General features: G+C 63.5%; 24 protein-coding genes. 11 read left to right on the top strand and 13 right to left on the bottom strand.

All coding sequences use genetic code 11. The features are described from left to right. Positions 1-38 precede the first annotated feature (38 nt). From MUU55_RS13840 to MUU55_RS13815, 6 genes are all read right to left on the bottom strand, one after another. Positions 39-1,316 (bottom strand): imelysin family protein, encoded by a 1,278-nt coding sequence (locus MUU55_RS13840; protein ID WP_244761321.1) that lies wholly within the window; start codon positions 1,314-1,316, stop codon positions 39-41. A 199-nt stretch (positions 1,317-1,515) separates the two neighbouring features. Continuing rightward, a complete protein-coding gene (locus tag MUU55_RS13835; RefSeq protein WP_244761320.1) occupies positions 1,516-2,805 on the bottom strand; it encodes an RsmB/NOP family class I SAM-dependent RNA methyltransferase in 1,290 nt (429 codons plus the stop codon). Between the two features lie 77 nt (positions 2,806-2,882). Then, positions 2,883-3,245, bottom strand: a complete 363-nt coding sequence (locus MUU55_RS13830; RefSeq protein ID WP_244761319.1) for a septal ring lytic transglycosylase RlpA family protein — start codon at positions 3,243-3,245, stop codon at positions 2,883-2,885. Positions 3,246-3,607: 362 nt separating this feature from the next. Then, a complete protein-coding gene (locus MUU55_RS13825) occupies positions 3,608-4,486 on the bottom strand; it encodes an SDR family oxidoreductase (RefSeq protein WP_244761318.1) in 879 nt (292 codons plus the stop codon). Next, the gene (gene queG, locus MUU55_RS13820; RefSeq protein WP_244761317.1) at positions 4,483-5,625 is read right to left on the bottom strand and encodes a tRNA epoxyqueuosine(34) reductase QueG; all 1,143 of its coding nucleotides are present in this window, start codon (positions 5,623-5,625) and stop codon (positions 4,483-4,485) included. Before queG ends, MUU55_RS13825 begins: the two co-directional genes overlap by 4 nt. 10 nt (positions 5,626-5,635) lie before the next feature. Beyond that, complete coding sequence (locus MUU55_RS13815; protein ID WP_241599652.1) at positions 5,636-6,328, bottom strand: glutathione S-transferase family protein; 693 nt, start codon at positions 6,326-6,328, stop codon at positions 5,636-5,638. Between the two features lie 188 nt (positions 6,329-6,516). On the opposite strand from MUU55_RS13815, the gene MUU55_RS13810 reads away from it, so the two are divergent. Continuing rightward, the gene (locus MUU55_RS13810; protein ID WP_244761316.1) at positions 6,517-7,323 is read left to right on the top strand and encodes an undecaprenyl-diphosphate phosphatase; all 807 of its coding nucleotides are present in this window, start codon (positions 6,517-6,519) and stop codon (positions 7,321-7,323) included. 39 nt (positions 7,324-7,362) lie between these two features. Here MUU55_RS13810 and MUU55_RS13805 read toward each other — a convergent pair whose 3' ends face one another. The 7 genes from MUU55_RS13805 to dnaN all read right to left on the bottom strand — a co-directional run bounded on the left by MUU55_RS13805 (position 7,363) and on the right by dnaN (position 12,402). Beyond that, complete coding sequence (locus MUU55_RS13805) at positions 7,363-7,512, bottom strand: hypothetical protein (protein ID WP_226920886.1); 150 nt, start codon at positions 7,510-7,512, stop codon at positions 7,363-7,365. A 253-nt stretch (positions 7,513-7,765) separates the two neighbouring features. After that, positions 7,766-8,746, bottom strand: a complete 981-nt coding sequence (locus MUU55_RS13800) for a complex I NDUFA9 subunit family protein (protein WP_244761315.1) — start codon at positions 8,744-8,746, stop codon at positions 7,766-7,768. Between the two features lie 120 nt (positions 8,747-8,866). After that, the gene (locus MUU55_RS13795) at positions 8,867-9,154 is read right to left on the bottom strand and encodes a DUF1330 domain-containing protein (RefSeq protein WP_226920884.1); all 288 of its coding nucleotides are present in this window, start codon (positions 9,152-9,154) and stop codon (positions 8,867-8,869) included. Positions 9,155-9,170: 16 nt separating this feature from the next. Beyond that, on the bottom strand, positions 9,171-9,869 hold the full coding sequence (pyrF, locus tag MUU55_RS13790) for an orotidine-5'-phosphate decarboxylase (RefSeq protein WP_244761314.1): 699 nt from the start codon (positions 9,867-9,869) through the stop codon (positions 9,171-9,173). A 2-nt stretch (positions 9,870-9,871) separates the two neighbouring features. Then, positions 9,872-10,453, bottom strand: coding sequence for a histidine phosphatase family protein (locus MUU55_RS13785; RefSeq protein ID WP_244761313.1), 582 nt, complete (start codon positions 10,451-10,453; stop codon positions 9,872-9,874). Between the two features lie 9 nt (positions 10,454-10,462). Further along, positions 10,463-11,065, bottom strand: coding sequence for a phospholipid N-methyltransferase PmtA (gene pmtA, locus MUU55_RS13780; protein WP_244761562.1), 603 nt, complete (start codon positions 11,063-11,065; stop codon positions 10,463-10,465). 218 nt (positions 11,066-11,283) lie between these two features. Beyond that, complete coding sequence (dnaN, locus tag MUU55_RS13775; RefSeq protein WP_244761312.1) at positions 11,284-12,402, bottom strand: DNA polymerase III subunit beta; 1,119 nt, start codon at positions 12,400-12,402, stop codon at positions 11,284-11,286. A 246-nt stretch (positions 12,403-12,648) separates the two neighbouring features. On the opposite strand from dnaN, the gene rsmI reads away from it, so the two are divergent. The 10 genes from rsmI (at position 12,649) to MUU55_RS13725 (ending at position 21,831) form a co-directional block, all read left to right on the top strand. Continuing rightward, the gene (gene rsmI, locus MUU55_RS13770) at positions 12,649-13,575 is read left to right on the top strand and encodes a 16S rRNA (cytidine(1402)-2'-O)-methyltransferase (RefSeq protein ID WP_244761311.1); all 927 of its coding nucleotides are present in this window, start codon (positions 12,649-12,651) and stop codon (positions 13,573-13,575) included. Continuing rightward, positions 13,565-13,933 carry a YraN family protein gene (locus MUU55_RS13765; protein ID WP_244761310.1) on the top strand — a complete coding sequence of 123 codons (369 nt, stop codon included), beginning with the start codon at positions 13,565-13,567 and terminating at the stop codon, positions 13,931-13,933. The genes rsmI and MUU55_RS13765 overlap by 11 nt, the downstream gene beginning before the upstream one ends. A 102-nt stretch (positions 13,934-14,035) precedes the next feature. Further along, a complete protein-coding gene (locus tag MUU55_RS13760; RefSeq protein WP_244761309.1) occupies positions 14,036-15,334 on the top strand; it encodes an extracellular solute-binding protein in 1,299 nt (432 codons plus the stop codon). A 67-nt stretch (positions 15,335-15,401) separates the two neighbouring features. After that, positions 15,402-16,283 (top strand): ABC transporter permease subunit, encoded by an 882-nt coding sequence (locus tag MUU55_RS13755; protein WP_244761308.1) that lies wholly within the window; start codon positions 15,402-15,404, stop codon positions 16,281-16,283. A 13-nt stretch (positions 16,284-16,296) separates the two neighbouring features. Then, complete coding sequence (gene ugpE / locus MUU55_RS13750) at positions 16,297-17,139, top strand: sn-glycerol-3-phosphate ABC transporter permease UgpE (protein ID WP_244761307.1); 843 nt, start codon at positions 16,297-16,299, stop codon at positions 17,137-17,139. A gap of 12 nt (positions 17,140-17,151) precedes the next feature. Then, positions 17,152-18,261 (top strand): ABC transporter ATP-binding protein, encoded by a 1,110-nt coding sequence (locus MUU55_RS13745; RefSeq protein WP_244761306.1) that lies wholly within the window; start codon positions 17,152-17,154, stop codon positions 18,259-18,261. Further along, positions 18,261-19,253 carry an endonuclease/exonuclease/phosphatase family protein gene (locus MUU55_RS13740; protein ID WP_244761561.1) on the top strand — a complete coding sequence of 331 codons (993 nt, stop codon included), beginning with the start codon at positions 18,261-18,263 and terminating at the stop codon, positions 19,251-19,253. Before MUU55_RS13745 ends, MUU55_RS13740 begins: the two co-directional genes overlap by 1 nt. Positions 19,254-19,344: 91 nt before the next feature. Beyond that, positions 19,345-19,848 (top strand): cupin domain-containing protein, encoded by a 504-nt coding sequence (locus MUU55_RS13735; RefSeq protein ID WP_244761305.1) that lies wholly within the window; start codon positions 19,345-19,347, stop codon positions 19,846-19,848. Between the two features lie 93 nt (positions 19,849-19,941). After that, the gene (locus MUU55_RS13730) at positions 19,942-20,742 is read left to right on the top strand and encodes a porin family protein (protein ID WP_425314179.1); all 801 of its coding nucleotides are present in this window, start codon (positions 19,942-19,944) and stop codon (positions 20,740-20,742) included. A 15-nt stretch (positions 20,743-20,757) separates the two neighbouring features. Further along, on the top strand, positions 20,758-21,831 hold the full coding sequence (locus MUU55_RS13725) for a linear amide C-N hydrolase (protein WP_244761303.1): 1,074 nt from the start codon (positions 20,758-20,760) through the stop codon (positions 21,829-21,831). The last annotated feature ends 90 nt before the right edge of the window (positions 21,832-21,921 follow it).

The raw sequence follows: 21,921 nt of genomic DNA, 5'->3' as shown, positions 1-21,921 counted from the left end.
GGGCCGCATCCTGGAGGCGAAGCGGCCCGCCTTCTTTCTTATTGGAAGACAGCGTTAGGATTATCCAGGCTGTCGGAGCCTTCAAGCTCGATCTTGCCGAGGTCCAGCGACCCGATGACGCGTTCGATCGTCTTGGTCTGGTCGATCAGGCTGTCGATGGCGGTCTGGACGACCTTGTTGCCGGCTTCGTTGCCTTCGCCGATCATCTGGTCATAGGCTTCGCCGCCTTCCGCGCGGTCCACCAGCGCCTTGAAGGCGGCGTGGCTGGCGTCGAGCTTGGCCTTCATCTCCGTATCGAGTGCCGCGTCCTTTTCCGCGACGAGCTCGGAGAGCGACGGGCCGGTGAGCTTCGAGCCGTCAGGGCGGGTATATTCACCCGTGTAGACGGTCTGGATGCCGGCGACATCGTAGTAGTGCGAGTTGTGCGTGTTGTCGGAGAAGCAATCGTGCTCTTCTTCCGGATCATGCAGAAGCAGGCCGAGCTTCATGCGCTCGCCGGCCAGTTCACCGTAGGAGAGCGAGCCCATGCCGGTCAGCATGGCGGTGATGCCGGCCTTCGGGTCCGCGGTCACGTTCTTGGTGGCGTCGCCATCGGCAGCCCAGGCCTTCACCATCTCTTCGAGATCGGTGACGAGCAGCGACGAGGCGGCCTTCAGATAGGCGGCGCGGCGATCGCAATTGCCGTTGGTGCACTTGTCCTTGTCGTAGTCCGTCGCCTGGCGGTTGCCGGCGCCCTTGCCGGTGCCGTTCAGGTCCTGACCCCAGAGCAGGAATTCGATGGCGTGATAGCCGGTGGCGACGTTCGCCTCGACTTCACCGGCCTCGTGCAGTTCCTGCAGAACGGCGGGTGTGATCGTCGTCGCGTCGATCGTCTTGCCGGCGATTTCCAGCTTCGGATTGGCGATGACATTGCCGACGAACAGCGCGTTCTCATCGCTTTCCGTGCCGTAGCTCGGGTCGACATAGTCGATCAGGCCTTCGTCGAGCGGCCAGGCATTCACCTTGCCTTCCCAATCGTCGACGATCGGGTTGCCGAAACGGTAGGCTTCCGTCTGCTGGTAGGGCACACGGGACTTCAGCCACGCCTCGCGCGCCGCCTTCAGCGTTTCGTCGCTCGGCTTGGCGATGAGGGCGTCGATCGCCGCGTCGAGGGCTTTCGCCGCGTCGAGCGAGTCGGAGAACTTGGCGTGCGCGATTTCGGCATAATGCTTGACGATCGCAGCCGGATCGGCCGCCGCATGGGCGGAGCCGATGGCAAGGCTCGACGTCGCGGCAGCAAGCACAAAGGCGGCTGCGCGAAGGAAGGAAGTGGTCATGACGTCTCCTGGTGTCCTGTTTGGCGTGTCCCCCCGACACCGGCATCGCAAGAAAAGCGACCGACCGGATGAACCGGCATAGAGCCGGGCCGGGTTTATTCAGGCCTTGGTGTCATGGACCAAATAAAAACTGGTGTCAAAGTGTATAGTTTAGAACGATTTCAAGGTGTTTGCTTTGCACTTGACAGATCACAAGGCGTCAAGCCTTGCGACCCATCGCGCAGAAGAAGAAACCGTCCGTATCGGTCGACGCCGGGGTCAGCGTCACGGTCTTGCCGTCGCGCGAGCGTGGCTGCGGTTTTCCGCTGCCGAACAGGCTCCGCCAGGTGTCCGATGCCGAGAGGATTTCGAAGTCGGGATTGGCTTGGCAGAAGCCATGGACCTGCTCCTCGTTTTCCTGCGGCAGGATCGAACAGGTGACATAGAGCAGGAAACCGCCGGGGCGCACGAAGACACTGGCATTGGCCAGCGCTTCCTGCTGCTGGGCGATACGCTCTTCCAGGTTCTTCTCGGTAAGGCGCCATTTGGTGTCGGGACGACGGCGCCAGGTGCCGGTGCCGGTGCAGGGCGCATCGACCAGCACGCGGTCGAAACGGCCCTTGAGGGGGGCAAGGCTCGACAGACTCTCGTGGACCTGCACGTTGCGGGTGCCAGCGCGCTTCAGCCGCTCGATGATCGGGGCGAGGCGCTTGCGGTCGGTGTCGTAGGCGTGCACCTGGCCCTTGTTGTTCATCGCGGCCGCCATGGCGAGCGTCTTGCCGCCACCCCCCGCGCAGAAATCGAGCACCTGCTCGCCCTCCTGCGGCACGACGAGATCGGCGACGATCTGCGAGCCCTCGTCCTGCACTTCGAACCAGCCCTTCTGGAAGGCGAGGTCGGCGGTGACGTTGGGCAGGCGGGACGGACCTTCACCGGCGGGAATGCGGATGCCCTGGCGGGCGATTGCGGATGCGACGGCGGCGTTGCGCTCCAGCGCCTTCAGCACCTTGTCGCGGCTGGCCTTGAGGGTGTTGGCGCGCAGGTCCAGCGTCGGCCGCTCGGCCAGCGCCTTGGCTTCCGCCAGCCAGTCGTCCGAAAAGTTCGCCTCGAAGGCCGGCTGGATCCAGTCCGGGATGTCGCCCTGCACATGCGGGGCGGCATCATCGAGACTGCGGGCGCGGAATGCGGCGAGCCTGTCTTCCGACGGAGCCTCCGGCGCGAACCGGTCGCCGTCGAATTCGGCGGCGAGCGCCTCGGGCGAAAGGCCCCATTGGCGCAGCAGCACGGCGTAACCGAGGGCGGTCGGGCTGTCGTCGTCCATCAGGAAAGCGTGCGACAATTTCATGCGCAGCGCGTCATAGACGATGTTGCCGATCGCGGCGCGGTCGCCGGAGCCGGCGAACCGATGGGCAAGGCCCCAATCCTTGAGCGCATCGGCGACCGGGCGCCGCCGCGTCTCGATATCCGAGAGAACCTCGATGGCTCCCGAGAGCCGCCCACCCAATCGCATCCGTTTACTCCGTTTTGCGTCGTGGTAGCGGCGGAACGCGCCGAGAGCAAGCCGGCGCCGTCAGTTTAGGGGCTGGATCAGCCGATGACCTCGTAACAGATCTTTGCATGGCCGGAGCGGATCATGCCGATGTTGGAGGCGGCGGCCTTGGAGAGATCGAGCACGCGGCCGCGGATGAACGGGCCGCGATCGTTGATGCGCACCACGACGCTCTTGCCGTTGTTCGCATTGGTGACCTTCACCTTGGTGCCGAAGCGCAGGCTGCGGTGGGCGGCCGTCATCAGGTTGGGGTTCATGCGTTCGCCGGACGCGGTGCGCGAGTGCAGCGCATACCAGGAGGCGCGACCGCAACCGGCGGCCTGTGCATCGGAAAAGGAAACGAAGGAAGAGGAGGCGGCGACGAGAGAGGCGAGCGCCAGGCTGGAGAACTTTGACAGCATGTATCGTGTGACCCTTACGGCGAGTTGCGGAAATCCCCTTTGATTGATCGCCCTATGAGGAAGCAAAAATGGCGAAAACGTGCCTCAACCGGCCACACTTGCTGTCGAAGTGCTGGCGGATATACAGTCCATCGCCCACGATGGATTTTTAATCTTCGTTAATGGGTCGAAAAGAATCTTGCGAATCAGTGACTAAACTCATTCAACTTGTCGCGTGAAATGCTCGTGCGACATTTCCGCAAATTTTCGGAAAAAACTTTCAATATTAGCATCTGCTGCGCATGAGTTCGGCGGCAAAAATAGGGCAGATAAATTTATGGTTGTGCAAAATCGCAAAAGCGGCCGTTGCCGGCCGCAGCCGGCTAGCCCCGCCAGCGCCCGGAAGCCTTGAGCTCCGCGAGCGACTGGCGGTAATTCGGGAAGCGGAATTCGAAGCCGGCAGCCTTGAGCTTGGCGTTCGAAACACGCTTGTTCTCCCCGTAGAAAGACCGGGCCATGGGAGAAAGTTCCGCCGTCTCGAAAGGAATATCAGGCGGTGTCGGCAGATCCATCAGGCGGGCAGCCTCCGCCACCACGTCCTGCGGCGGGCCGGGCTCGTCGTCGGTGATGTTCCAGAGGCCGCCGAAATGGTTCTCGGACAGGAAGAGTGCCGAGCCACCGATGTCCTCGACGCGGATGCGATTGAACACCTGGTCCTTCTTGATGAGGCGGCGGGCGTTGCCCTCTTCCATGTTGCGAAGCGCATTGCGGCCCGGCCCGTAAATGCCGGCAAGCCGCAGCACGGCGACGGGGATGCCGGAGGCCTCCCCGAAGGCCAGCCAATGGTTTTCCGCCTCGACGCGCTCGACGGAGCGGGCGGAGACCGGGTTCAGTGCCGTTTCCTCGGCCACCCAGGCGCCCTTGTGGTCGCCATAGACGCCGACGGTGGAGAGATAGCCGGCCCATTCGAGTTTCGGCATCAGGGAGGAGAGAGTGGGGCTTTCCGCGCGAAACAGCGGATCGCCATCCTTGCCGGGTGCGATGGACTGCACGACATGGGTGGCACGCGCCATATCGGCGGCGAGACTTTCCGAAATCGTGCTGCCGTCAAAGACGATGGGCGTGATGCCGAGGGCGCGCAGGCTTTCAGCCTTCTCCGCGGAGCGTGTGGTGCCGGAAACCGAGAAGCCGGCCGCCTTGAAAGCGTCGCCGATGGCCCTGCCGGAAAAACCGGCGCCGAGGATCAGGAGGTGTTTCGTCATGGGGTGGCCCTCGCTCTCTCATATTCCGCGCGCACATCCGCGTCCGCATCGTCAGTCCTTCCTGCCGCAAATTTCACGAATTCGGAAGCGTCCATCAGCCGCGAAAGCGCCCATGCGGCCATGCCACGCACCACGGGGGATGCATCGTCGGCAAGATGGATGCATTGGGCAATCAGGCTGCGGTCGCCGGAATTGCCGGCGGCGATCAGGACATTGCGCACGAAGCGGTCGCGGCCGATGCGCTTGACCGGCGAACCGGAGAAATGCGTGCGGAAGCCCGGATCGTCGAGGGTGAGGAGATCGGCAAGCCTGGGCGCCTTCAGATCATCGCGGGCGACGAGCTTCATTTCGGAGGCGCTGGCGGCGAACTTGTTCCACGGGCAGGCGGCAAGGCAATCGTCGCAGCCATAGATGCGGTTGCCGATCTTTTCGCGGATGGTGGGGTCGATCGTGCCCTTGTGCTCGATGGTCAGGTAGGAAATGCAGCGCCGCGCATCGATCTTGTAGGGCGCGGGGAAGGCGTCGGTCGGGCAGGCATCAAGGCAGGCGCGGCAGGAGCCGCAATGATCGCGCTCGGGCTCGTCCTTATAAAGATCGGCCGTGGTGAAGAGGCTGCCGAGGAAGAGCCACGAACCGTGCGTGCGGCTGACGAGGTTGGTATGCTTGCCCTGCCAGCCAAGGCCCGCGGCGGCGGCGAGCGGCTTTTCCATGACGGGCGCGGTATCGACGAAGACCTTCACATCCGCCCCGCCGCGTGCGGCAAAGCGGGTGGCGACTTCCTTCAGCCGGCCCTTGATGATGTCGTGATAGTCGCGGTTCTGGGCATAGACGGAGATCGCCGCCCGGTCCGGCTTTTCCAGCACGGCGCGCGGGTCGTGCTCGGGCCCGTAGTTCATCGCGAAGACGACGATGGAGCGCACCTCGCTCCACAGCACACGCGGATCGGCGCGGCGCGCCTCAGTCTCCGCCATCCAGTCCATCGTGCCGTGGTAGCCGGCGGCAAGGAAATCGGCGAGCCGGGCTGGCGCCTGCGGGATGGAATCGGGGCCGGTGATGCGACAGAGGTCGAAGCCCTTGTCGACCGCTTCCGCCTTGATGAAATCGGTCAGGCGGCGCCGGATCTTTTCGTCGCCCGACATGGTCGCGTCCTCAGAAGTCGAGATCCGCGTAGTGCGAGACGGGGGTAACGCCGCGCACGCGCTCGGCAAGCAGCGGGCGGAAGGAGGGGCGCGACTTCAGCCGCTGATACCAGTCCTTGGCCTGCGGCGCGTCCGCCCAGTTGATCTCGCCCATATAGTCGAGCACCGAAAGACAGGCTGCGGCGGCAAGGTCGGCGTAGGAAAGGCGATCTCCGGCCAGATAGGTGCGCGAGCCCGCAAGCCACGACAGATACTTCATATGCTGGCGGATATTGGCGCGGGAATTGCGCAGGATCTTGCTATCGGGCGGGCCGCCGCCCTGATCGGACGTCATCTGAAGCTTGAAGATCCGCTCGCGCACCAGTGGGCGCGTCACGTCCTGCTCCATCTTCTGCAGGAACCATTCGGTCAGACGGCGGATCTCGGCGCGCTGGAAGGGATCTTCCGCCAGCAGCCGGCGGTCGCGCTTGAGAACGCCATGCGTCTCATCGAGATATTCCGAGATGATGCTGGCGCCGCAGAGCGCGCGCATGCTGTCATCGACATAGACGGGCAGCGTGCCGGCCGGGTTCAGCGCCAGAAAGTCGCGTCGGTTTTCCCAGGGCTGCTCCTCGGCAAGCTCGGTCTGGAACCCGTATTCCGCCAGGATGAGGCGGACGAAGCGGGAAGCGGCGGACATCGGGTGATGATAAAGTGTGGGCATTCGGGCTGCTTTGCTGATCTTGCGGAAAGGAGCTTCGCCGGGCCTGTCGCTTCGTTGTGAGCTGATTTGGTCACGGCTGATTTGACGAACCTATAGAAATTTGGTGGTACAAACACAAGCGAATCGGGCTTTTTGCCGTACGCCTGCTTCGTATCATGCCTTCCTTTCCCAATTCCCAAGGAACCTTCATGGCAGACCAATCCATCGTCAGCGCCCTCATTCTCGGTCTTATCGAGGGTCTGACCGAATTCATCCCGGTGTCTTCCACCGCCCATATCCTGCTTGCCGGGCACTTTCTCGGCTTCAAGTCGCCGGGCAATTCCTTCGCGGTGCTGATCCAGCTTGGTGCTATTCTCGCAATCCTTTCGGTCTACGCCACCAAGCTGCTGCGCATCGCCTTCGCCTTGCCCTCGAGCCCCGAGGCGCGACGCTTCGTCATCAGCGTGCTCATCGCGTTCCTGCCGGCGGCCGTCATCGGCGCCCTGGCCCATGATTTCATCAAGACGGTGCTGTTCGAAACGCCCATGCTGATCTGCATCGTGCTGATCATTGGCGGCGTCATTCTCTATGTTATCGACCGCATGCCGCTTCAGCCGCGTTATACGGATGCGATGAAGTATCCGCCGTCGCTCGCCTTCAAGATCGGCCTGTGCCAGTGCCTTGCCATGATCCCCGGCACGTCGCGCTCGGGCGCGACGATCGCCGGCGCCCTGCTCATGGGCACCGACAAGCGTTCGGCTGCGGAATTCTCGTTCTTCCTGGCGATGCCCACCATGGTCGGCGCGTTCACGCTCGATCTCTACAAGAACCGCGATGCGCTCTCGTCCGACGACCTCCTGGTCATCGGTGTCGGCTTCATCGCCGCCTTCGTGGCAGGCCTCTTCGTCGTGCGTTCGCTGCTCGACTTCGTGTCACGCCGCGGCTTCACGCTGTTCGCCATCTGGCGCATCATCGTGGGCACGCTGGGCCTGATCGCCCTTCTGATCTGGGGTTGAAAGACCGGCTTCGGCCGGTCGCTTCAGGCTGGTCGAAGCTTACTTGACCGAAGCGGTCGTGCATGGATCGACGCCGTAAGCCGGCGAGCAGCCGTGCTTGCTGGCGGAAACCGTCGAGGGCGCGGCAAAGGATCCGGCCACGATGATCAGAGCCGAAAATCCGAAGAAGATTGCAATTGCCTTGCCCATGGGCGGATAAGCCTCTCGAAGTCCTGAAAAACGCCGCTCTCTGCCTCTCCAGCAGGACGCGACGGGGGCGGTGTTTATTCGCTGGCCCGACAACAAGCAATAACGCGACATGTTGAATCGTGCGTAAATGCCGCAACGCTTTTTTTAACCGCTGCATAAGTGCAACAGCTTGCCCAAAGCGCTTTCGAAAAATGAAACGGCCGCCGTGGGGAAAGCCCAGCGGCGGCCGTTTTCAGATGCGTAAAGCGGCGGCTCAGGCGGCCCTGTCGACCTTCGTGAACTGGCCCTGTACGCGGTAGCGCACGAGATAGCTCGGCAGGATCGCTTCGACGAGGACCGGCTCGATGCCGATGGCCTCGAGCGTGCGGCCCTCGTTGCGGGCCGCGTCGGAGACGACGTTGTCGGAGCGCAGCAGCGTCACCTGATCCGACGTGAGCGGCGGCGTGACGAAGGGGATGAGCGAGGCGACGGAGCCGATCAGCGAGGCGATGCCGAAGGGCAGCGAGACGAGCGGGTTCTTGCGATCGACGACACGCAGCATCAGCTCGAGACACTGGCGGAAGCTCAGGACTTCGGGGCCGCCGAGTTCATAGACGCGGCCGCGTTCGATTACGCCATCCACCGAGCGGGCAACCGCTTCGGCGACGTCATTGACGTAAACCGGTTGGAACTTGGTGTTGCCGCCGCCGATGAGCGGCAGGACAGGCGCATACCGCGCCATGGTGGCGAATTTGTTGAAGAAGCCGTCTTCCGGGCCGAACACGATGGAGGGGCGCAGGATCACGGCATCCGGCACGCTGCGCAGCACGGCCGCTTCGCCGCGCGCCTTGGTGCGGGCATAGCTGGAGCCGGAGTTTTCATCCGCGCCGATGGCGGAGATGTGCGTGAGCCTCGCACCGACGCTGCGGGCGGCTTCGGCCACCGCGCGGGCACCAAAATCCTGCACGGCGTCAAAGGTGTTGCGGCCAGACTCGAACAGCACGCCGACGCAGTTGATGACGTGGTCGGAGCCTTCGACGGCGCGGTCGACCGACTGGCGGTAGCGCAGGTTCGCCTGGACGAAGGAAATCTGGCCGACGCCGCCGATCGGCTGCAGGAAGCCGGCGAGATCGGGACGGCGCACGGCGACGCGGATGCGGTAGCCGCGGCGCGCCAGCGCGCGCACCACATGACGCCCGACGAAGCCCGAGCCGCCGAAGACGGTGACGAGCGGCGGAAGGTTGGACAAGGTCATATGGCTGCTCCTGGAGAGTAGGAAAGGTAGGTAGGGCCTACATAGCCCAAACTGCCGACAAGGTGAAGCGCGGCGAAGCGTCTCTCCGGCCGGGTTTTACGAAGGTTTTCAGCGCGGCGATCAGAGGCCTTCGACCACCACCATTTCGGCATCCGCCACTTCCTGGCGGATGGCGGCGGCGATCTGGTATTCCGGCGAGTTGTAACAGTCGACGGCGGCCTGCAGCGAGGGGAACTCGATGATCACGTTGCGGGCGCGCACGCGGCCTTCCAGCTGCGCATAGGCGCCGCCACGGGCGACGAAGTTCGCGCCGTATTTTTCGAAGGCCGGCTTGGCGGCGGCAACATAGTCCTTGTAGCGCTCGGGGTCGCGCACATCGACCTGTGCAATCCAGTAGCCCTTGGGCATGGTTCTCTCCCTCTGGTTATGCTTGAAGCGCGCCGTCCATCTCGGCGAGGATCGCCTTGGCGGCGGCGAGCGGGTCGTCGGCCTTGACGATGGGGCGGGCGACGACGAGGTGGCTGGAGCCGGCCTTCAGCGCGTCGGCCGGTGTCATCACGCGCTTCTGATCGCCGAGTTCGGCGCCGGCGGGGCGGATGCCGGGTGTGACGATCGCCATGTCGGGGCCGACGATTTTTCGCACGGCCTTGGCTTCTTCGGCGGAACAGACCACGCCACCCATGCCGGCAATGCGCGCCTGTTCGGCGCGGCGCAGCACCAGTGTGTGCGGGTCATATTCATAGCCGGCGTCGATGACGTCCTTGGCATCCATGGAGGTGAGCACGGTCACGCCGAGCAGACACAGGTCGGAGCCCCTGGCAGCCGAGACGGCGGCGGCCATCGCCTTCGGATAGGCGTGCAGGGTGAGCATCGACATGCCCATCTTGACGATGTTCTCGACGCCCTTGGCCACCGTGTTGTCGATGTCGAGCAGCTTCATGTCGAGGAAGACCTTCTTGCCGTCCCTGGCGAGGTCGCGGGCGAATTCCAGCCCGCCGGCAAAGACCAGCTGGTAGCCGATCTTGTAGAAGAGGGCTGTCTCGCCCAATGTCCGGACCACCTTTTCCGCCTCCGCGATGGTCGGTACATCGAGGCCAACGATCAGGCGGTCGCGCGCGGACATGGTCAAAACCCTTTCCAAGATTCCATTGCCGTCCAGTCGCATGTGACGGCGCGGTCCGCAAGCCGGAATGCAAAAAGATTGCCGCCGCCGGCCGGCTGGTCGCCGTCGCGGGCAATCGGCTTGTCCAGCAGATGGCATTTCAGCAGTGTGCCGACGCCGCCATGGCCGACGAAGGCGATGGGTGTTTTGGGATCATGGCCGGCCAGCACCCGCTCGACCGTCGCGACGATGCGCGCCTGTGCATCCACCGCCCGCTCCCAACCTTTGAAGCTTTCCTGCGGGTGTGCGAAAAACCAGTTGGCGGCGTCTTCAAAAGCGTCTGGTGGCAGGAAGCCGGTGGCGGAGCGGTCGTTCTCGCCCATGGCATGGTCCGTTTCGACCGGCAGCCGTCGGGCGGAGAGGATTTCGGCGGTCTCGATGGCCTTGCGTTCGGTGCTTGCGGCGAAGCGGCCGATTTCTTTCACCCAGCCCGAGGAGGCCGCAAGCAAGGCTCGTTCGCGGCCGCGTTCGGAAAGACCCCAGTCCGGCACCGGCACGACCGGGTCGATCTGGACCTGCGGGTGGGTGATGTAGAGGGCGTACATGACCGCAGATCAGTGGGTACGGCGGTAGGTCCAGAGCTGAGCCGGCGGGATGTTGCGCACGACGAAGTCGAGATGGGTGATCTGGTAGCGGTCCGGCATGGCGACGACAGGCGAGAGCGGGCCATAGGAGATCTGGACGATCGGCCGTCCCACGGGCATGCGCGACAGCAGGTCTTCGATCAGCGAGACGCGCCGGTGCATGGGGAAGTTGAGAAGCGGCACGGCGGAGATGACGCTGTCGAAGGTCGCGTCGCGCAGGTTGCCGAGCGTCTTGTCGAGATCGAAGGCATCGCCGTTGATGAAGTTGACGCCATCGAAGCGGGCGATGAGATGGTTGTAGAAATCCGTCGAGAATTCGATGGAAGTCAGCTTTTCCGGGGCAAGCCCGGTCTCCAGGATCGCCTTGGTGATGACGCCGGTGCCCGGGCCGAGCTCCAGGACCGGAAGGCCGGATTTGGGGTCGATGACGCTCGCCATGCGGCGCGCGGTGATCGAGGAGGTGGGGATGATCGAGCCGACGGCCCGCGTATTGTTCATCCAGCCCTTGAAGAAGCGGATTTCGTCGCCGAACTTCTTGCCGAGCCGTTCCTTGACCTTCACGCGCAACGTCATGCCATCCCCCTTCATGGTGCACTCCTGGCCGGCGTCAGGATTCATTCCCATCCGCTTCGTCCGGCCATGGCGAATATGTGACGCGGTTTGCGTCAAAAACAAGTCTGATTGCGCCGCCACATGCAAGTTTCCCCGACATGCGAAAGCGCCTGCTAAAAAAAGAACCCGCCGGCGGCCGGCGGGTTCCAGAACGGTTTCCCAATGCCGCACAGACGGTCCTAGACGCGCATCGGCATGAGCACGTAGAGCGCGTCGTCGCCGGCAAGGTCGCGCACCAGCGTCGGCGAACCCGGATCGGCGAGCATGAAGACGGCCTCGGAGCCGGAAAGCTGCGAGGTGATGTCGAGCAGGTATTTCGCGTTGAAGCCGATTTCCAGCGGGTCGTTGTCGTAGCCGACGGCCAGTTCTTCCGTCGCGCTGCCAGAATCCGGATTGTTCACCGTCAGCGTCAGCTGGCCCTCGCCAAGCGCCAGCTTCACGGCGCGGCCGCGCTCGGAGGAAATGGTGGAGACGCGGTCGACAGCCTGCGCGAAGGATTGGCAGTCGATCTTCAGTTCCTTGTCGTTGTTGGTCGGGATCACACGCTGGTAATCCGGGAAGGTGCCGTCGATCAGCTTGGAGGTGAGTACGATCGAGCCGATTGTGAAGCGGATCTTCGCGTCGGAGACTTCGACCGTCACCGTCAGGTCGGGATTGTCGACCAGCTTCTGCAATTCGCCGACCGTCTTGCGCGGAATGATGATGCCCGGCATGCCCTCGGAACCCGAGGGGGCCTCGACATCGGCGCGGGCAAGGCGGTGGCCGTCGGTGGCGACGGCGCGCAGCTTCAGCTGGCCGGCGCTTTCGATCGTGTGGATGAAGATGCCGTTGAGATAGTAGCGGGTCTCTTCGGTGGAGATCGCAAACTGTGTGCGATCGATCAGCATCTTGAGGTCCGTCGCCTTGAGGCGGAACGTGTGCGAGAAGCTGCCGGCGGTGAGATCGGGGAAGTCCGACTGCGGCAGGCATTGCAGCGAGAATTTCGAGCGGCCCGAGGTGACCGTCATCGACGCGCCGTCGGCGCTGGTGGCGAGCAGCACTTCCGACCCGTCGGAGAGTTTGCGCACGATGTCGTAAAGGAGGTGGGCGGGCACGGTCGTGGCGCCGGCCTGCTCGACCTGGGCGGGCGTCGCCTCGGTGATTTCGAGGTCAAGATCGGTCGCCTTCATGTCGAGGCTGGCACCGTCTGAGCGCAGGAGCACGTTCGAGAGGATCGGGATCGTGTTGCGCCGCTCGACCACGCGGTGAACGTGGTTCAACGACTTCAGAAGATTGGACCGCTCGAGAGTAATGCGCATGAACTGTACCGCTTTCGACCGCTGGCACGCCGGAAACCGGCGCGGCATTGCCTTGAAACTCCGGCGAGGCCGGAAAGATGGGACGGGCAAAATGGCAGAATTTCCCGCCCCATTGCAAGTGCTAACGGCGCGGGACACGCGATAGTCAACCGTCGTCTCTTGCGAGGCCATCTGCGCTCGCCCATAAGGGGAGACATGCGCGGCCGTCCAAACGGCCGGAAAGGGCCGGCTGGAAGAGGAATGGCAATGCGGGACGAAACGGTGGCAGGCGGCGCGGGCGAGGGTGGCAAGGCATTTCGCCTGCACAATGCCGTGATCCCCGCCCGGCCGCTGGAATCGGCGCTCTATCTGGTCGCCACCCCCATCGGCAATCTCGCCGACATCACGCTGCGGGCGCTGGAAACCTTGGCCGGCGCCGACGTGCTGGCCTGCGAGGACACCCGCGTCACCCGCGTGCTGCTCGACCGCTACGGCATCGTCAACCGGCCCTACGCCTATCACGAGCACAATGCCGACGAGGCCGGTCCGCGCCTGATCGCAGCACTTGAGGCCGGCAAATCCGTGGCGCTGGTCTCTGATGCGGGCACGCCGCTCGTCTCCGACCCCGGCTATCGCCTGGCATTGCTGGCCATCGAAGCCGGCTATCGTGTCGTGCCGATCCCCGGCGCCTCCGCACCGCTCGCCGCGCTCGTCGGCTCCGGTCTGCCGAACGATGCCTTCTTCTTTGCCGGCTTCCTTCCGACCAAGGACAAGGCAAAGCGCGACCGTCTCGCCGAACTGGCAAGCGTGCCCGCGACGTTGCTGTTCTTCGAATCGCCGCACCGCATTGCCGCGACTGTTGCCGCCGCCGCTGACGTGCTGGGCGAAGGGCGTGCGGCCTGCGTCAGCCGCGAGCTGACCAAAACCTTCGAGGAGTTCCGCCGCGGCACGCTCGGCGAACTCGCATCCCACTATGGCGACGGCCACACCGTGAAGGGCGAGATCGTCTTTGTCATCGGACCGCCCGGCGAGGCGGCCGCGCCCGAGGCAGAGGATGTCGACCGCCTGCTGACCGCCCTGGTGAAGGACATGTCGGCCGGCAAGGCGGCGACGGAAGCCGCGCGCCAGACGGGCCTGCCGCGCCGCGACCTCTACCAGCGCCTCATCGATCTCAAGGGTGGCGATGCGGAATAGAGCGGCGGACCCCGACAGGCTGAAAGCCTTCCGCCGGGGGCACGTCTCCGAATATCTCGCCGCGCTCTATCTGCTCGCCAAGGGCTACCGCATCCGTGCGATCCGCTACCGCACGAAACTCGGCGAGATCGACATCATCGCGCGGCGCGGCGATCTCGTCGTCTGCGTCGAGGTCAAGGCCCGCCGCGACGTCGACAGCGCCGTCTTCGCCGTTACCGGAACCGCGCAGCACCGCATCCGCGCGGCCAGCGACATCTGGCTTTCCCGCCAGCCGGACGCCCACCGCCTGTCGTTACGATATGATATCGTTGCGGTCTTGCCGTGGCGGCTTCCAAAGCACTTTGTGGATGCGTTTTGAGCAAAAGGAAAATGTAACGAAACTGACATGAAAGCGTAACGCGCCTGTCACGGTCGCTGCTTAGTGCACGCCTCACACCAAGTCCGGTGAAGAGGAGCTCCCATGTTCAAGCCGCTTTCCCTCGCAGGTTTCGCACTCGCTTTTTCCGCCACGGCATCGATGGCCGCCACCAACATTACCTGGTGGCACGGCATGGCCGGCCGCAATGGCGAAGTCATCAACGAAGTCGCCAAGAAGTTCAACGACGCCCAGTCGGCCTGCGCGATCACGCCGGTTTCCAAGGGCACCTATGAAGAGGCGCTCGCTTCGGGCATCGCAGCGTTCCGCGCCGGCGAACAGCCGAACATCCTGCAGGTCTTCGATGCCGGTGCGGCGACGATCATCAATGCGCCGGGCGCCGTCATTGCGGCCGAAGACCTGATCACCCAGGCCGGCTACACATTCGACCGCGAAGCCTTCATCGAAGGCGTTCGTTATTTCTACGCCGCCCCGGATGGCAAGTTCGTCGGCATGCCGTTCAACTCCTCGGCGCCGATCATGTATGTCAACACCGAAGCCCTCGAAAAGGCCGGCGTCGAAGCGCCGAAGACCTGGGAAGACTTCGAGACGATCGCTCCGAAGCTCAAGGAAGCCGGCTACCTGCCGCTCGTCCAGTCGCAGCTGACCTGGCAGTTCACCGAAAACTTCTTCTCGCGCCACAACATCCAGTTCGCGACGAACAACAACGGCTACGACTCGGTCGTCGACACCAAGATCAACATGACGGACCCGAACCTCGTCATGATGTTTACCAAGCTCAAGGCCTGGGCTGACGAAGGCTACTTCGGCTATTACGGCGCCGGCTGGAACGACAACCAGAAGCTCTTCGAAGACGGCAAGGCTGCTTTCTGGATCGGCTCCTCGGGTTCGTTCGGCGGCCTCCAGAAGACCGCGCAGAAGCCGTTCTCGGCAACCTTCCTGCCCTATTGGGGCAGCATCCAGGGTGCCGGCACCAACACCTTCATCGGTGGTGCGGCGCTGTTCGCCATGTCCGGCAAGCCGGAGGCCGAAAACAAGTGCACGGCCGACTTCTTCCAGTTCCTGACCTCGCCGGAAGTGCAGAAGTTCTACCACGAAGCCACCGGCTACGTGGCCATCACCAAGGCAGCTTACGAACTCGCCAAGTCCGAAGGCTACTACAAGGAAAAGCCGGCTGCCGAAGTCGGCATCCAGCAGCTGATGCTCAAGTCCGGTGACTGGTCGAAGGGCTACCGCCTCGGCTTCTACCCGCAGATCCGTGAAATCATGGAACGCGAATATGGCCGTATCTTCGCCGGTGAAACGACTGTCGAAGAGGCTCTGAAGACGATCGAGACCGAAGCGAACGAGCTGCTCGCCCGCTTCGCCAAGACCGCCGGCTGATCCGTCGCTTCTCTGAAATCCGTGCCGGGGGCCAAGGCTCCCGGCACGCCGCTATGAAGGTGGCCCCATGAAGCGCGTGCAGTTTTCCTCGCCCTTTCTGCCCTATCTCTTTATCGCGCCGCAGATGGCGATCATCTTCGTCTTCTTCTACTGGCCGTCCGTACAGGCGATCCAGTCGTCGTTCTTTCTGGAAGACCCGTTCGGCTTCGGCTCGACCTTCGTCGGCCTCTCCAACTATGCCGATGCGCTGGGCTCGGCCCAGTACCAGGCGATTGCCCGCTTCACCGTGGTCTTCACGGCACTGGTGACGTTTCTGTCGCTCGGCATCGGCATGCTGCTTGCCGTGAAGGCCGATGCGGTGCTGAAGGGCAGTTCCACCTACAAGACGCTGCTGATCTGGGTCTATGCCATCGCACCGCCGGTCGCCGGCCTGATGGGCATGATGTTCTTCGACCAGCATATCGGTCCGCTGGTGAAATTCGCCGCGCTCTTCGGCTGGGACATGAAGGTCGGCCTGAACTATTACGACACCGCCTTTGCGATGATCGCCGTCTCGGTCTGGAAGCAGATCCCCTACAATTTCATCTTCATCCTCTCGGGCTTGCAGAGCATTCCCGTCTCGGTGCGTGAGGCTGCCGCCATCGACTGCCGCTCGGGCGTTCGCCGCTTCTGGACGATGACGCTGCCGCTGCTTGCGCCCACCGCCTTCTTCCTGCTCATCATCAACATGACCTATGCGCTGTTCGACACGTTCGGCGTCATCGACGTGATGGTGAAGGACAAGGCCGCCAACAACCCGATCACGCTGGTCTACAAGGTGTATATGGACGGCTTCCGCGGCAACGACCTCGGCGGCTCCTCGGCCCAGTCCGTCATCCTGATGATCGTCGTCTTCGTGCTCACCATCTTCCAGTTCCGCTTCATCGAGCGGCGCGTGCACTACAATTGAGAGGGCGAGACCCATGACCCGCATCCGCCTTTTCGATCATCTCGTGCTCATGCTCGGCGTCTTCATCATGGTGGCGCCCGTCGTGGTCGCCTTCATGACCTCGACGCACGAGGCGGCCGACATCCACCGCAACGGCCTGTCGCTGACCTGGGGTGGCCATTTCACCGAGACCTACGACACGGTCCTGACCCGCAAGGGCGGCTTTACCGGCGAGATCACCGGCGCGCGCATGATCTGGAATTCGCTGATCCTCGGCATCGGCTTCGCCGCCGGCAAGATCGTCCTGTCGATGCTTGCCGCCTATGCCATCGTCTATTTCCGCTTCCGGCTCGGCACGCTGTTCTTCTGGATGATCTTCACCACGCTGCTGCTGCCGCTCGAGGTGCGCATTGTTCCCTCCTACGAGGTGATGAACAAGCTTTCACTCACCAACACCTATACCGGCCTCATCGTGCCGCTTCTGGCATCGGCCACCGGCACCTTCTTCTTCCGTCAGTTCTTCAAGTCCGTGCCGGAGGAACTGCTGGAGGCCGCCCGCATCGACGGGGCGGGGCCGTTCAAGTTCTTCATCGACGTTCTGGTGCCGCTCTCGCGCACCATGATCGCGGCGATCTTCATCATCATGTTCGTCTATGGCTGGAACCAGTATCTCTGGCCGACGCTTATGACGACCGACGAACGCTTCTTCACGCTGGTGCGCGGCATCAAGCAGATCCTGCTCGTCTGGGTCGGTTCCAACATTCCCGATTACAACGAAGCCTTTGCACTGGCGATCCTCGCCATGCTGCCGCCGGTCATGATCGTGCTGATCTTCCAGCGGTGGTTCATCAAGGGCCTCACCGAAAGCGACAAATAAGGAGACAGTCCGATGGCATCGATCGGCATTCGTGACGTATCCAAGATCTACAATGGCGGCGTGACCGCGGTCAGCTCCGTCAATATCGACATTGCCGATGGCGAGTTCATCGTGCTCGTCGGCCCCTCCGGCTGCGGGAAGTCGACGCTGCTGCGCATGGTCGCCGGGCTGGAGACGATCAGCGAGGGGCAGGTGACGATCGGCGGGCGCACCGTCAACGATGTTGATCCGGCCGACCGCGACATCGCCATGGTCTTCCAGAACTATGCGCTCTATCCGCATATGACGGTCTATGAAAACCTCGCCTATGGCCTGAAGAACCGCGGCACGCCGAGATCCGAGATCGACGCGCGGGTGGCGGAAGCCGCCCGCATGCTGGAACTCCAGCCCTATCTGGAGCGCAAGCCGCGGGCTCTCTCGGGCGGCCAGCGCCAGCGTGTCGCCATGGGCCGTGCCATCGTGCGCAAGCCGTCGGCCTTCCTGTTCGACGAGCCGCTGTCCAACCTCGATGCGAAGCTGCGCGTCTCCATGCGCGGCGAGATCAAGCGCCTGCAGCGCCGCGTCGGCACGACCTCGATCTACGTCACCCACGACCAGCTGGAAGCCATGACGCTCGCCGACCGGCTCGTCGTGCTCTCCGGCGGCCGGATCGAGCAGATCGGCCGTCCGCTCGATGTGTATCACCGCCCGGCAACGACCTTCGTCGCGAGCTTCATCGGCTCGCCGGCCATGAACCTTGTCAGCGGCGAGCTGCATGGCAGCAAGCTGGCGCTCGGCCCCGCCCTGATTGATCTCGGCGCCACGGTGCCGACGCAGGGTGCCGTCACGGTCGGCCTGCGCGCCGAAGATCTGCGCCTGCATGAAGGCGCCGGGGGCAGCCTGCCGTTCCGCATCGACTACGTCGAAGAGCTCGGTTCCCAGCGGCTCGTGCATGGCATGGTCGGCGATCAGGCCATGGTCGCAGCCCTCTCATCCGAAATTCCGCTGCCCGAACCGGCCTCGCTCTCGATTGCCCCGTCGCGGCTGCATTTCTTCGACACCGCCAGCGGTCAGCGCATCGACTGGTCGGGCGAGGCTGCGGGGCAGGGCGCCTTGGCCGCTGTTCCGGAGGCCGTCGCATGATGATCCTGACCACCATCGACCGGCTCGCCGCACCAAGCCAGGAGGATCGCGCGGCGATCGCCATGCTGGAGAAATCTATCGCCGCGCATGATGGCCGCATGGCCGAGCTTGCCTGCATGAATGCGGTGGAAGCGGGTGGCCGCGCCGAACGGGCCGAGCCGCTGCCGTTCCCCTTCACCGTGGCCGCCTGGAACCTCGAACGCTGCCTGTTCCCCAAGCCGAGCGCCGAACATCTGGGAATGACAGGCGCGGAGATCGTGCTGCTCTCCGAAATGGACGACGGCATGGCCCGCACGCGTCAGGCACACACCACGGCCGAACTCGCCGACGAACTCGGCATGGCCTATCTCTACGGCGTCGAATTCATCGAGCTCGGCCTCGGTTCCGAAACGGAGCTGGAATTCTGCAAGGACGATTTCAACGGGCGCGGACTGCACGGCAACGGCCTGCTTTCCACCGTGCCGCTGCACCAGCCCTTCCTGCTGCGCCTTGAAGGCGAACGCCTGTGGTTCATGGGGGAGGTCGATCAGCCGCGACTTGGCGAGCGCATGGCGATCGGTGCCGTCATCAACACAGAAGCCGGCCCGCTCGTGCTCGTCTCCACCCATCTGGAAAGCGCCACGACGGCCGCCTATCGCGAGCGGCAGGTGGTTGGTCTGATCGATGCGCTCGACGCCGCCTTCCCCGGTCTGCCCGTTCTCATCGGCGGCGATCTCAACACCGGCAACCATGCCGGCGGCGATTTCGAGGCCGAGGGTCTTTTCGCCCGCGCGGCCGAGCGTGGCTTCACCCGTCACGGTGGCCCGCTGGATATCATGACGACACGCCCGAGCCTCATCACCCGCTGGCCGGAGCGCGCCATGAAGCTCGACTGGTTTCTGTCGCGCGGTCTGGCCGTATCGGAGACGATCATCGTCTCCTCGCTTTCGCCCTCCGGCCGTCCGCTGTCCGATCACGACCTCATCACTTGCCGGATCGATGGTTTCGCCTGAAAGATGGCGGATACTTAAAATGCGACCGATTGCTTGAACGGCACCGTTACGCGTTTCCGGTAGTCTTCCCCCAAGATGTAAGGGGAAAGAAATGGTCTTCAAACTCATGTTTGTCGCGGTGGTCGGCGCCGCCATGCGTTCGCGTTCGACCGAGGAGAAGATGCCTCGGCCGTTGATCGCGGCTTCGCTGGACGATTTGGAAATGGCGCCGAAGCCCATCGAGCCGTCGTGGATTCTGGCGGGAAACCCCGAAGCCCGGCTGTCACTGCATTCGCGGGCCTATGACGAGCAGGCGACGACGGCGATCTGGGATTGCACCGCGGGTACCTTCCGCTGGTATTTCGGTTGGGACGAGACGGTGTTGATCCTCGAGGGCGAGGTCCATATCACCGCCGAGGACGGCAGCCAGCGCACGCTGAGGGCCGGCGACATCGCCTATTTCCCCGGCAAGAGCTGGGCGACCTGGCACATCGATACCTATGTGCGCAAGATCGCCTTCTGCCGCAAGGAGTTCCCGGCGCCCGTCAACATGGCGCTGAAGTGGCGTGACCGGCTGCGCCGTAGCGGTCCTGCCTCGGGCGGGCTGGCGGCCTGACGCCTTTCTGTGCAACCCCATAAATCCGGTATTGCATATTGTCGGCTGCGCTGTAATCCATGCTTACTCAACCCCGGAGAGTGACCCATGGTGATGCAATGGCTCGGTCGGTTGGCAATGGTGCTGCCGTTTTGCGTAGGGCTTTCCGCCCGTGCCGATGATTTCGATCCGGCCCGAATCGCCTCCGACAGCGAATGGCGCGTCATCGTCAGCCCCTATGTCTGGGCCGCCTCGCTGAAGGGGGACGCGACGCTTGCCGGCCGCACCACGGATGTCGATGTGCCCTTCAGCGATGTCCTCGGTCATCTCGATTTTGCCGTGATGGGCAATATCGAGGCGACGAACGGTCAATGGGGTGTCTATTTCGACGGCCAGCATGTCGTCACCAGTCAGGATGAGGAGGTGTTTCACCGCCAGCTCGGCCTCGATATCCAGACGACCATTCTTTCGGCCGGCGCCTTCTACAAGGTTTATGAGGAGCAGCTTGGCGGCGTCACCGTGTTCGGCCAGCCGCGCCGCTTCTCCGTCGAGCCGACCGCCGGCGTGCGGTGGACCCGCCTCAAGGCGACGGTCGATGCCGGTTTCCTGGGAACGACGAAGCGGGCCGACTGGACCGATCCGTTCGTCGGTCTGCGCGTGAACGCCGACCTCGACGACCGCTGGACACTCAATGCCGAGGCGGATGTCGGCGGTTTCGGCATCGGTTCGAAGCTCAGCGTCAATGCCCAGGCCTATCTCGGCTATCGCACCCATATGGGAAGCCTGCCGACCATCCTCCGCGTCGGCTACCGCATGCTGTCGCAGGATTACGAAGGCGACGATTTCACCGGCAACACGTTCAAATGGAACGTGACCCAGCATGGACCGGTCGTCGGCCTGTCCATTCGCTTCTGAGGCAGGGAGAAAACCATGCGACGCACGACACTTCTGAAAACCAAGACGGTCCTCCTGGCGCTCGCCGCGTCCTGCATGGCGCTTGCGCCGGTCGCCGAGGCCTGCACGCGCTTCGTCTATCACGGACCGAACGACAACGTCATCACCGCGCGCTCGATGGACTGGAAGCTGGACGTCGCGACGAACCTCTGGGCCTTTCCGCGCGGCATGGAGCGCAATGGCGAAACCGGCCCGAATTCCCTGAAATGGACCTCGAAATACGGCAGCGTGATCGCAACCGGCTATGACGTCTCGACGACCGACGGCATGAACGAGCGCGGTCTGGTCGTCAATCTGCTCTGGCTGGTGGAATCGAAATATCCGAAATTCGATCAGAATAAGCCCGGCATGTCGATCGCGCTCTGGGGGCAGTACGTGCTCGACAATTTCGCGACGGTGGAGGAGGCGGTTGCCGATCTGCGCACGGAGCCCTTCACGATCGTTTCGGACAGCGTACCCGGCGAGGAACGCCTCACGACGCTGCACCTGTCCATTTCGGATTCCACCGGCGACAGCGCCATCATCGAATATATCGATGGCAAGCAGGTCATCCACCACGACCGCACCTATCAGGTGATGACCAATTCGCCGACCTTCGACCAGCAGCTGGCGCTCAACAGCTATTGGAAGCAGATCGGCGGCACGGTCATGCTGCCGGGTACCAACCGCGCCTCCGACCGTTTTGCCCGCGCCTCCTTCTATGTGAATGCCATCCCAAAGGCCGAGGATCCGAACCGCGCGCTGGCCAGCGTCTTCAGCGTGATCCGCAATGTGTCCGTGCCCTTCGGCATCACGACACCGGACGAGCCGAACATTTCCTCGACGCGCTGGCGCACTGTCGCCGATCACAAGCGCGGCCTCTATTTCTTCGAATCCGCGCTGACGCCCAACACGTTCTGGGTCGATCTGAAGAAGATCGATTTCGCGCCGGAGAGCGGCAAGGTGCTGAAGCTCGATCTCGGCAAGGATCAGGACCACACCTATTCCGGCGACGCCACGGCGGATTTCGTCCGCGCCGAGCCCTTCCGTTTCCTCGGCCTGCAGCCCTGACCCTCTCGCCGGATTGCCGGAGAGGCGCCGATTTCGCTGCTTCGGCGTTGTCTTCGCGCTTGCGGCATCCTAAATGTGTCGGGCATTCCT

It is taken from the genome of Shinella curvata, from assembly GCF_022899935.1.
In the GTDB taxonomy this organism is placed as follows: Bacteria; Pseudomonadota; Alphaproteobacteria; order Rhizobiales; family Rhizobiaceae; genus Shinella; species Shinella curvata.
This window is presented reverse-complemented; position numbering and strand designations above follow the sequence as displayed.

Bases quoted from the DNA above. Each gene is read 5' to 3' on its own strand.
- MUU55_RS13740 (WP_244761561.1), top strand. From the start codon at position 18,261: ATGATCCTGACCACCATCGACCGGCTCGCCGCACCAAGCCAGGAGGAT.
- MUU55_RS13730 (WP_425314179.1), top strand. From the start codon at position 19,942: ATGCAATGGCTCGGTCGGTTGGCAATGGTGCTGCCGTTTTGCGTAGGG.
- MUU55_RS13725 (WP_244761303.1), top strand. From the start codon at position 20,758: ATGCGACGCACGACACTTCTGAAAACCAAGACGGTCCTCCTGGCGCTC.
- MUU55_RS13815 (WP_241599652.1), bottom strand. From the start codon at position 6,328: ATGCCCACACTTTATCATCACCCGATGTCCGCCGCTTCCCGCTTCGTC.
- MUU55_RS13830 (WP_244761319.1), bottom strand. From the start codon at position 3,245: ATGCTGTCAAAGTTCTCCAGCCTGGCGCTCGCCTCTCTCGTCGCCGCC.
- MUU55_RS13795 (WP_226920884.1), bottom strand. From the start codon at position 9,154: ATGCCCAAGGGCTACTGGATTGCACAGGTCGATGTGCGCGACCCCGAG.
- MUU55_RS13735 (WP_244761305.1), top strand. From the start codon at position 19,345: ATGGTCTTCAAACTCATGTTTGTCGCGGTGGTCGGCGCCGCCATGCGT.
- pyrF (WP_244761314.1), bottom strand. From the start codon at position 9,869: ATGTCCGCGCGCGACCGCCTGATCGTTGGCCTCGATGTACCGACCATC.
- MUU55_RS13805 (WP_226920886.1), bottom strand. From the start codon at position 7,512: ATGGGCAAGGCAATTGCAATCTTCTTCGGATTTTCGGCTCTGATCATC.
- MUU55_RS13835 (WP_244761320.1), bottom strand. From the start codon at position 2,805: ATGCGATTGGGTGGGCGGCTCTCGGGAGCCATCGAGGTTCTCTCGGAT.
- MUU55_RS13745 (WP_244761306.1), top strand. From the start codon at position 17,152: ATGGCATCGATCGGCATTCGTGACGTATCCAAGATCTACAATGGCGGC.
- MUU55_RS13765 (WP_244761310.1), top strand. From the start codon at position 13,565: ATGCGGAATAGAGCGGCGGACCCCGACAGGCTGAAAGCCTTCCGCCGG.
- queG (WP_244761317.1), bottom strand. From the start codon at position 5,625: ATGTCGGGCGACGAAAAGATCCGGCGCCGCCTGACCGATTTCATCAAG.
- MUU55_RS13800 (WP_244761315.1), bottom strand. From the start codon at position 8,746: ATGACCTTGTCCAACCTTCCGCCGCTCGTCACCGTCTTCGGCGGCTCG.
- MUU55_RS13810 (WP_244761316.1), top strand. From the start codon at position 6,517: ATGGCAGACCAATCCATCGTCAGCGCCCTCATTCTCGGTCTTATCGAG.
- dnaN (WP_244761312.1), bottom strand. From the start codon at position 12,402: ATGCGCATTACTCTCGAGCGGTCCAATCTTCTGAAGTCGTTGAACCAC.
- MUU55_RS13785 (WP_244761313.1), bottom strand. From the start codon at position 10,453: ATGTACGCCCTCTACATCACCCACCCGCAGGTCCAGATCGACCCGGTC.
- rsmI (WP_244761311.1), top strand. From the start codon at position 12,649: ATGCGGGACGAAACGGTGGCAGGCGGCGCGGGCGAGGGTGGCAAGGCA.
- MUU55_RS13760 (WP_244761309.1), top strand. From the start codon at position 14,036: ATGTTCAAGCCGCTTTCCCTCGCAGGTTTCGCACTCGCTTTTTCCGCC.
- MUU55_RS13825 (WP_244761318.1), bottom strand. From the start codon at position 4,486: ATGACGAAACACCTCCTGATCCTCGGCGCCGGTTTTTCCGGCAGGGCC.
- MUU55_RS13755 (WP_244761308.1), top strand. From the start codon at position 15,402: ATGAAGCGCGTGCAGTTTTCCTCGCCCTTTCTGCCCTATCTCTTTATC.
- ugpE (WP_244761307.1), top strand. From the start codon at position 16,297: ATGACCCGCATCCGCCTTTTCGATCATCTCGTGCTCATGCTCGGCGTC.
- pmtA (WP_244761562.1), bottom strand. From the start codon at position 11,065: ATGACGTTGCGCGTGAAGGTCAAGGAACGGCTCGGCAAGAAGTTCGGC.
- MUU55_RS13840 (WP_244761321.1), bottom strand. From the start codon at position 1,316: ATGACCACTTCCTTCCTTCGCGCAGCCGCCTTTGTGCTTGCTGCCGCG.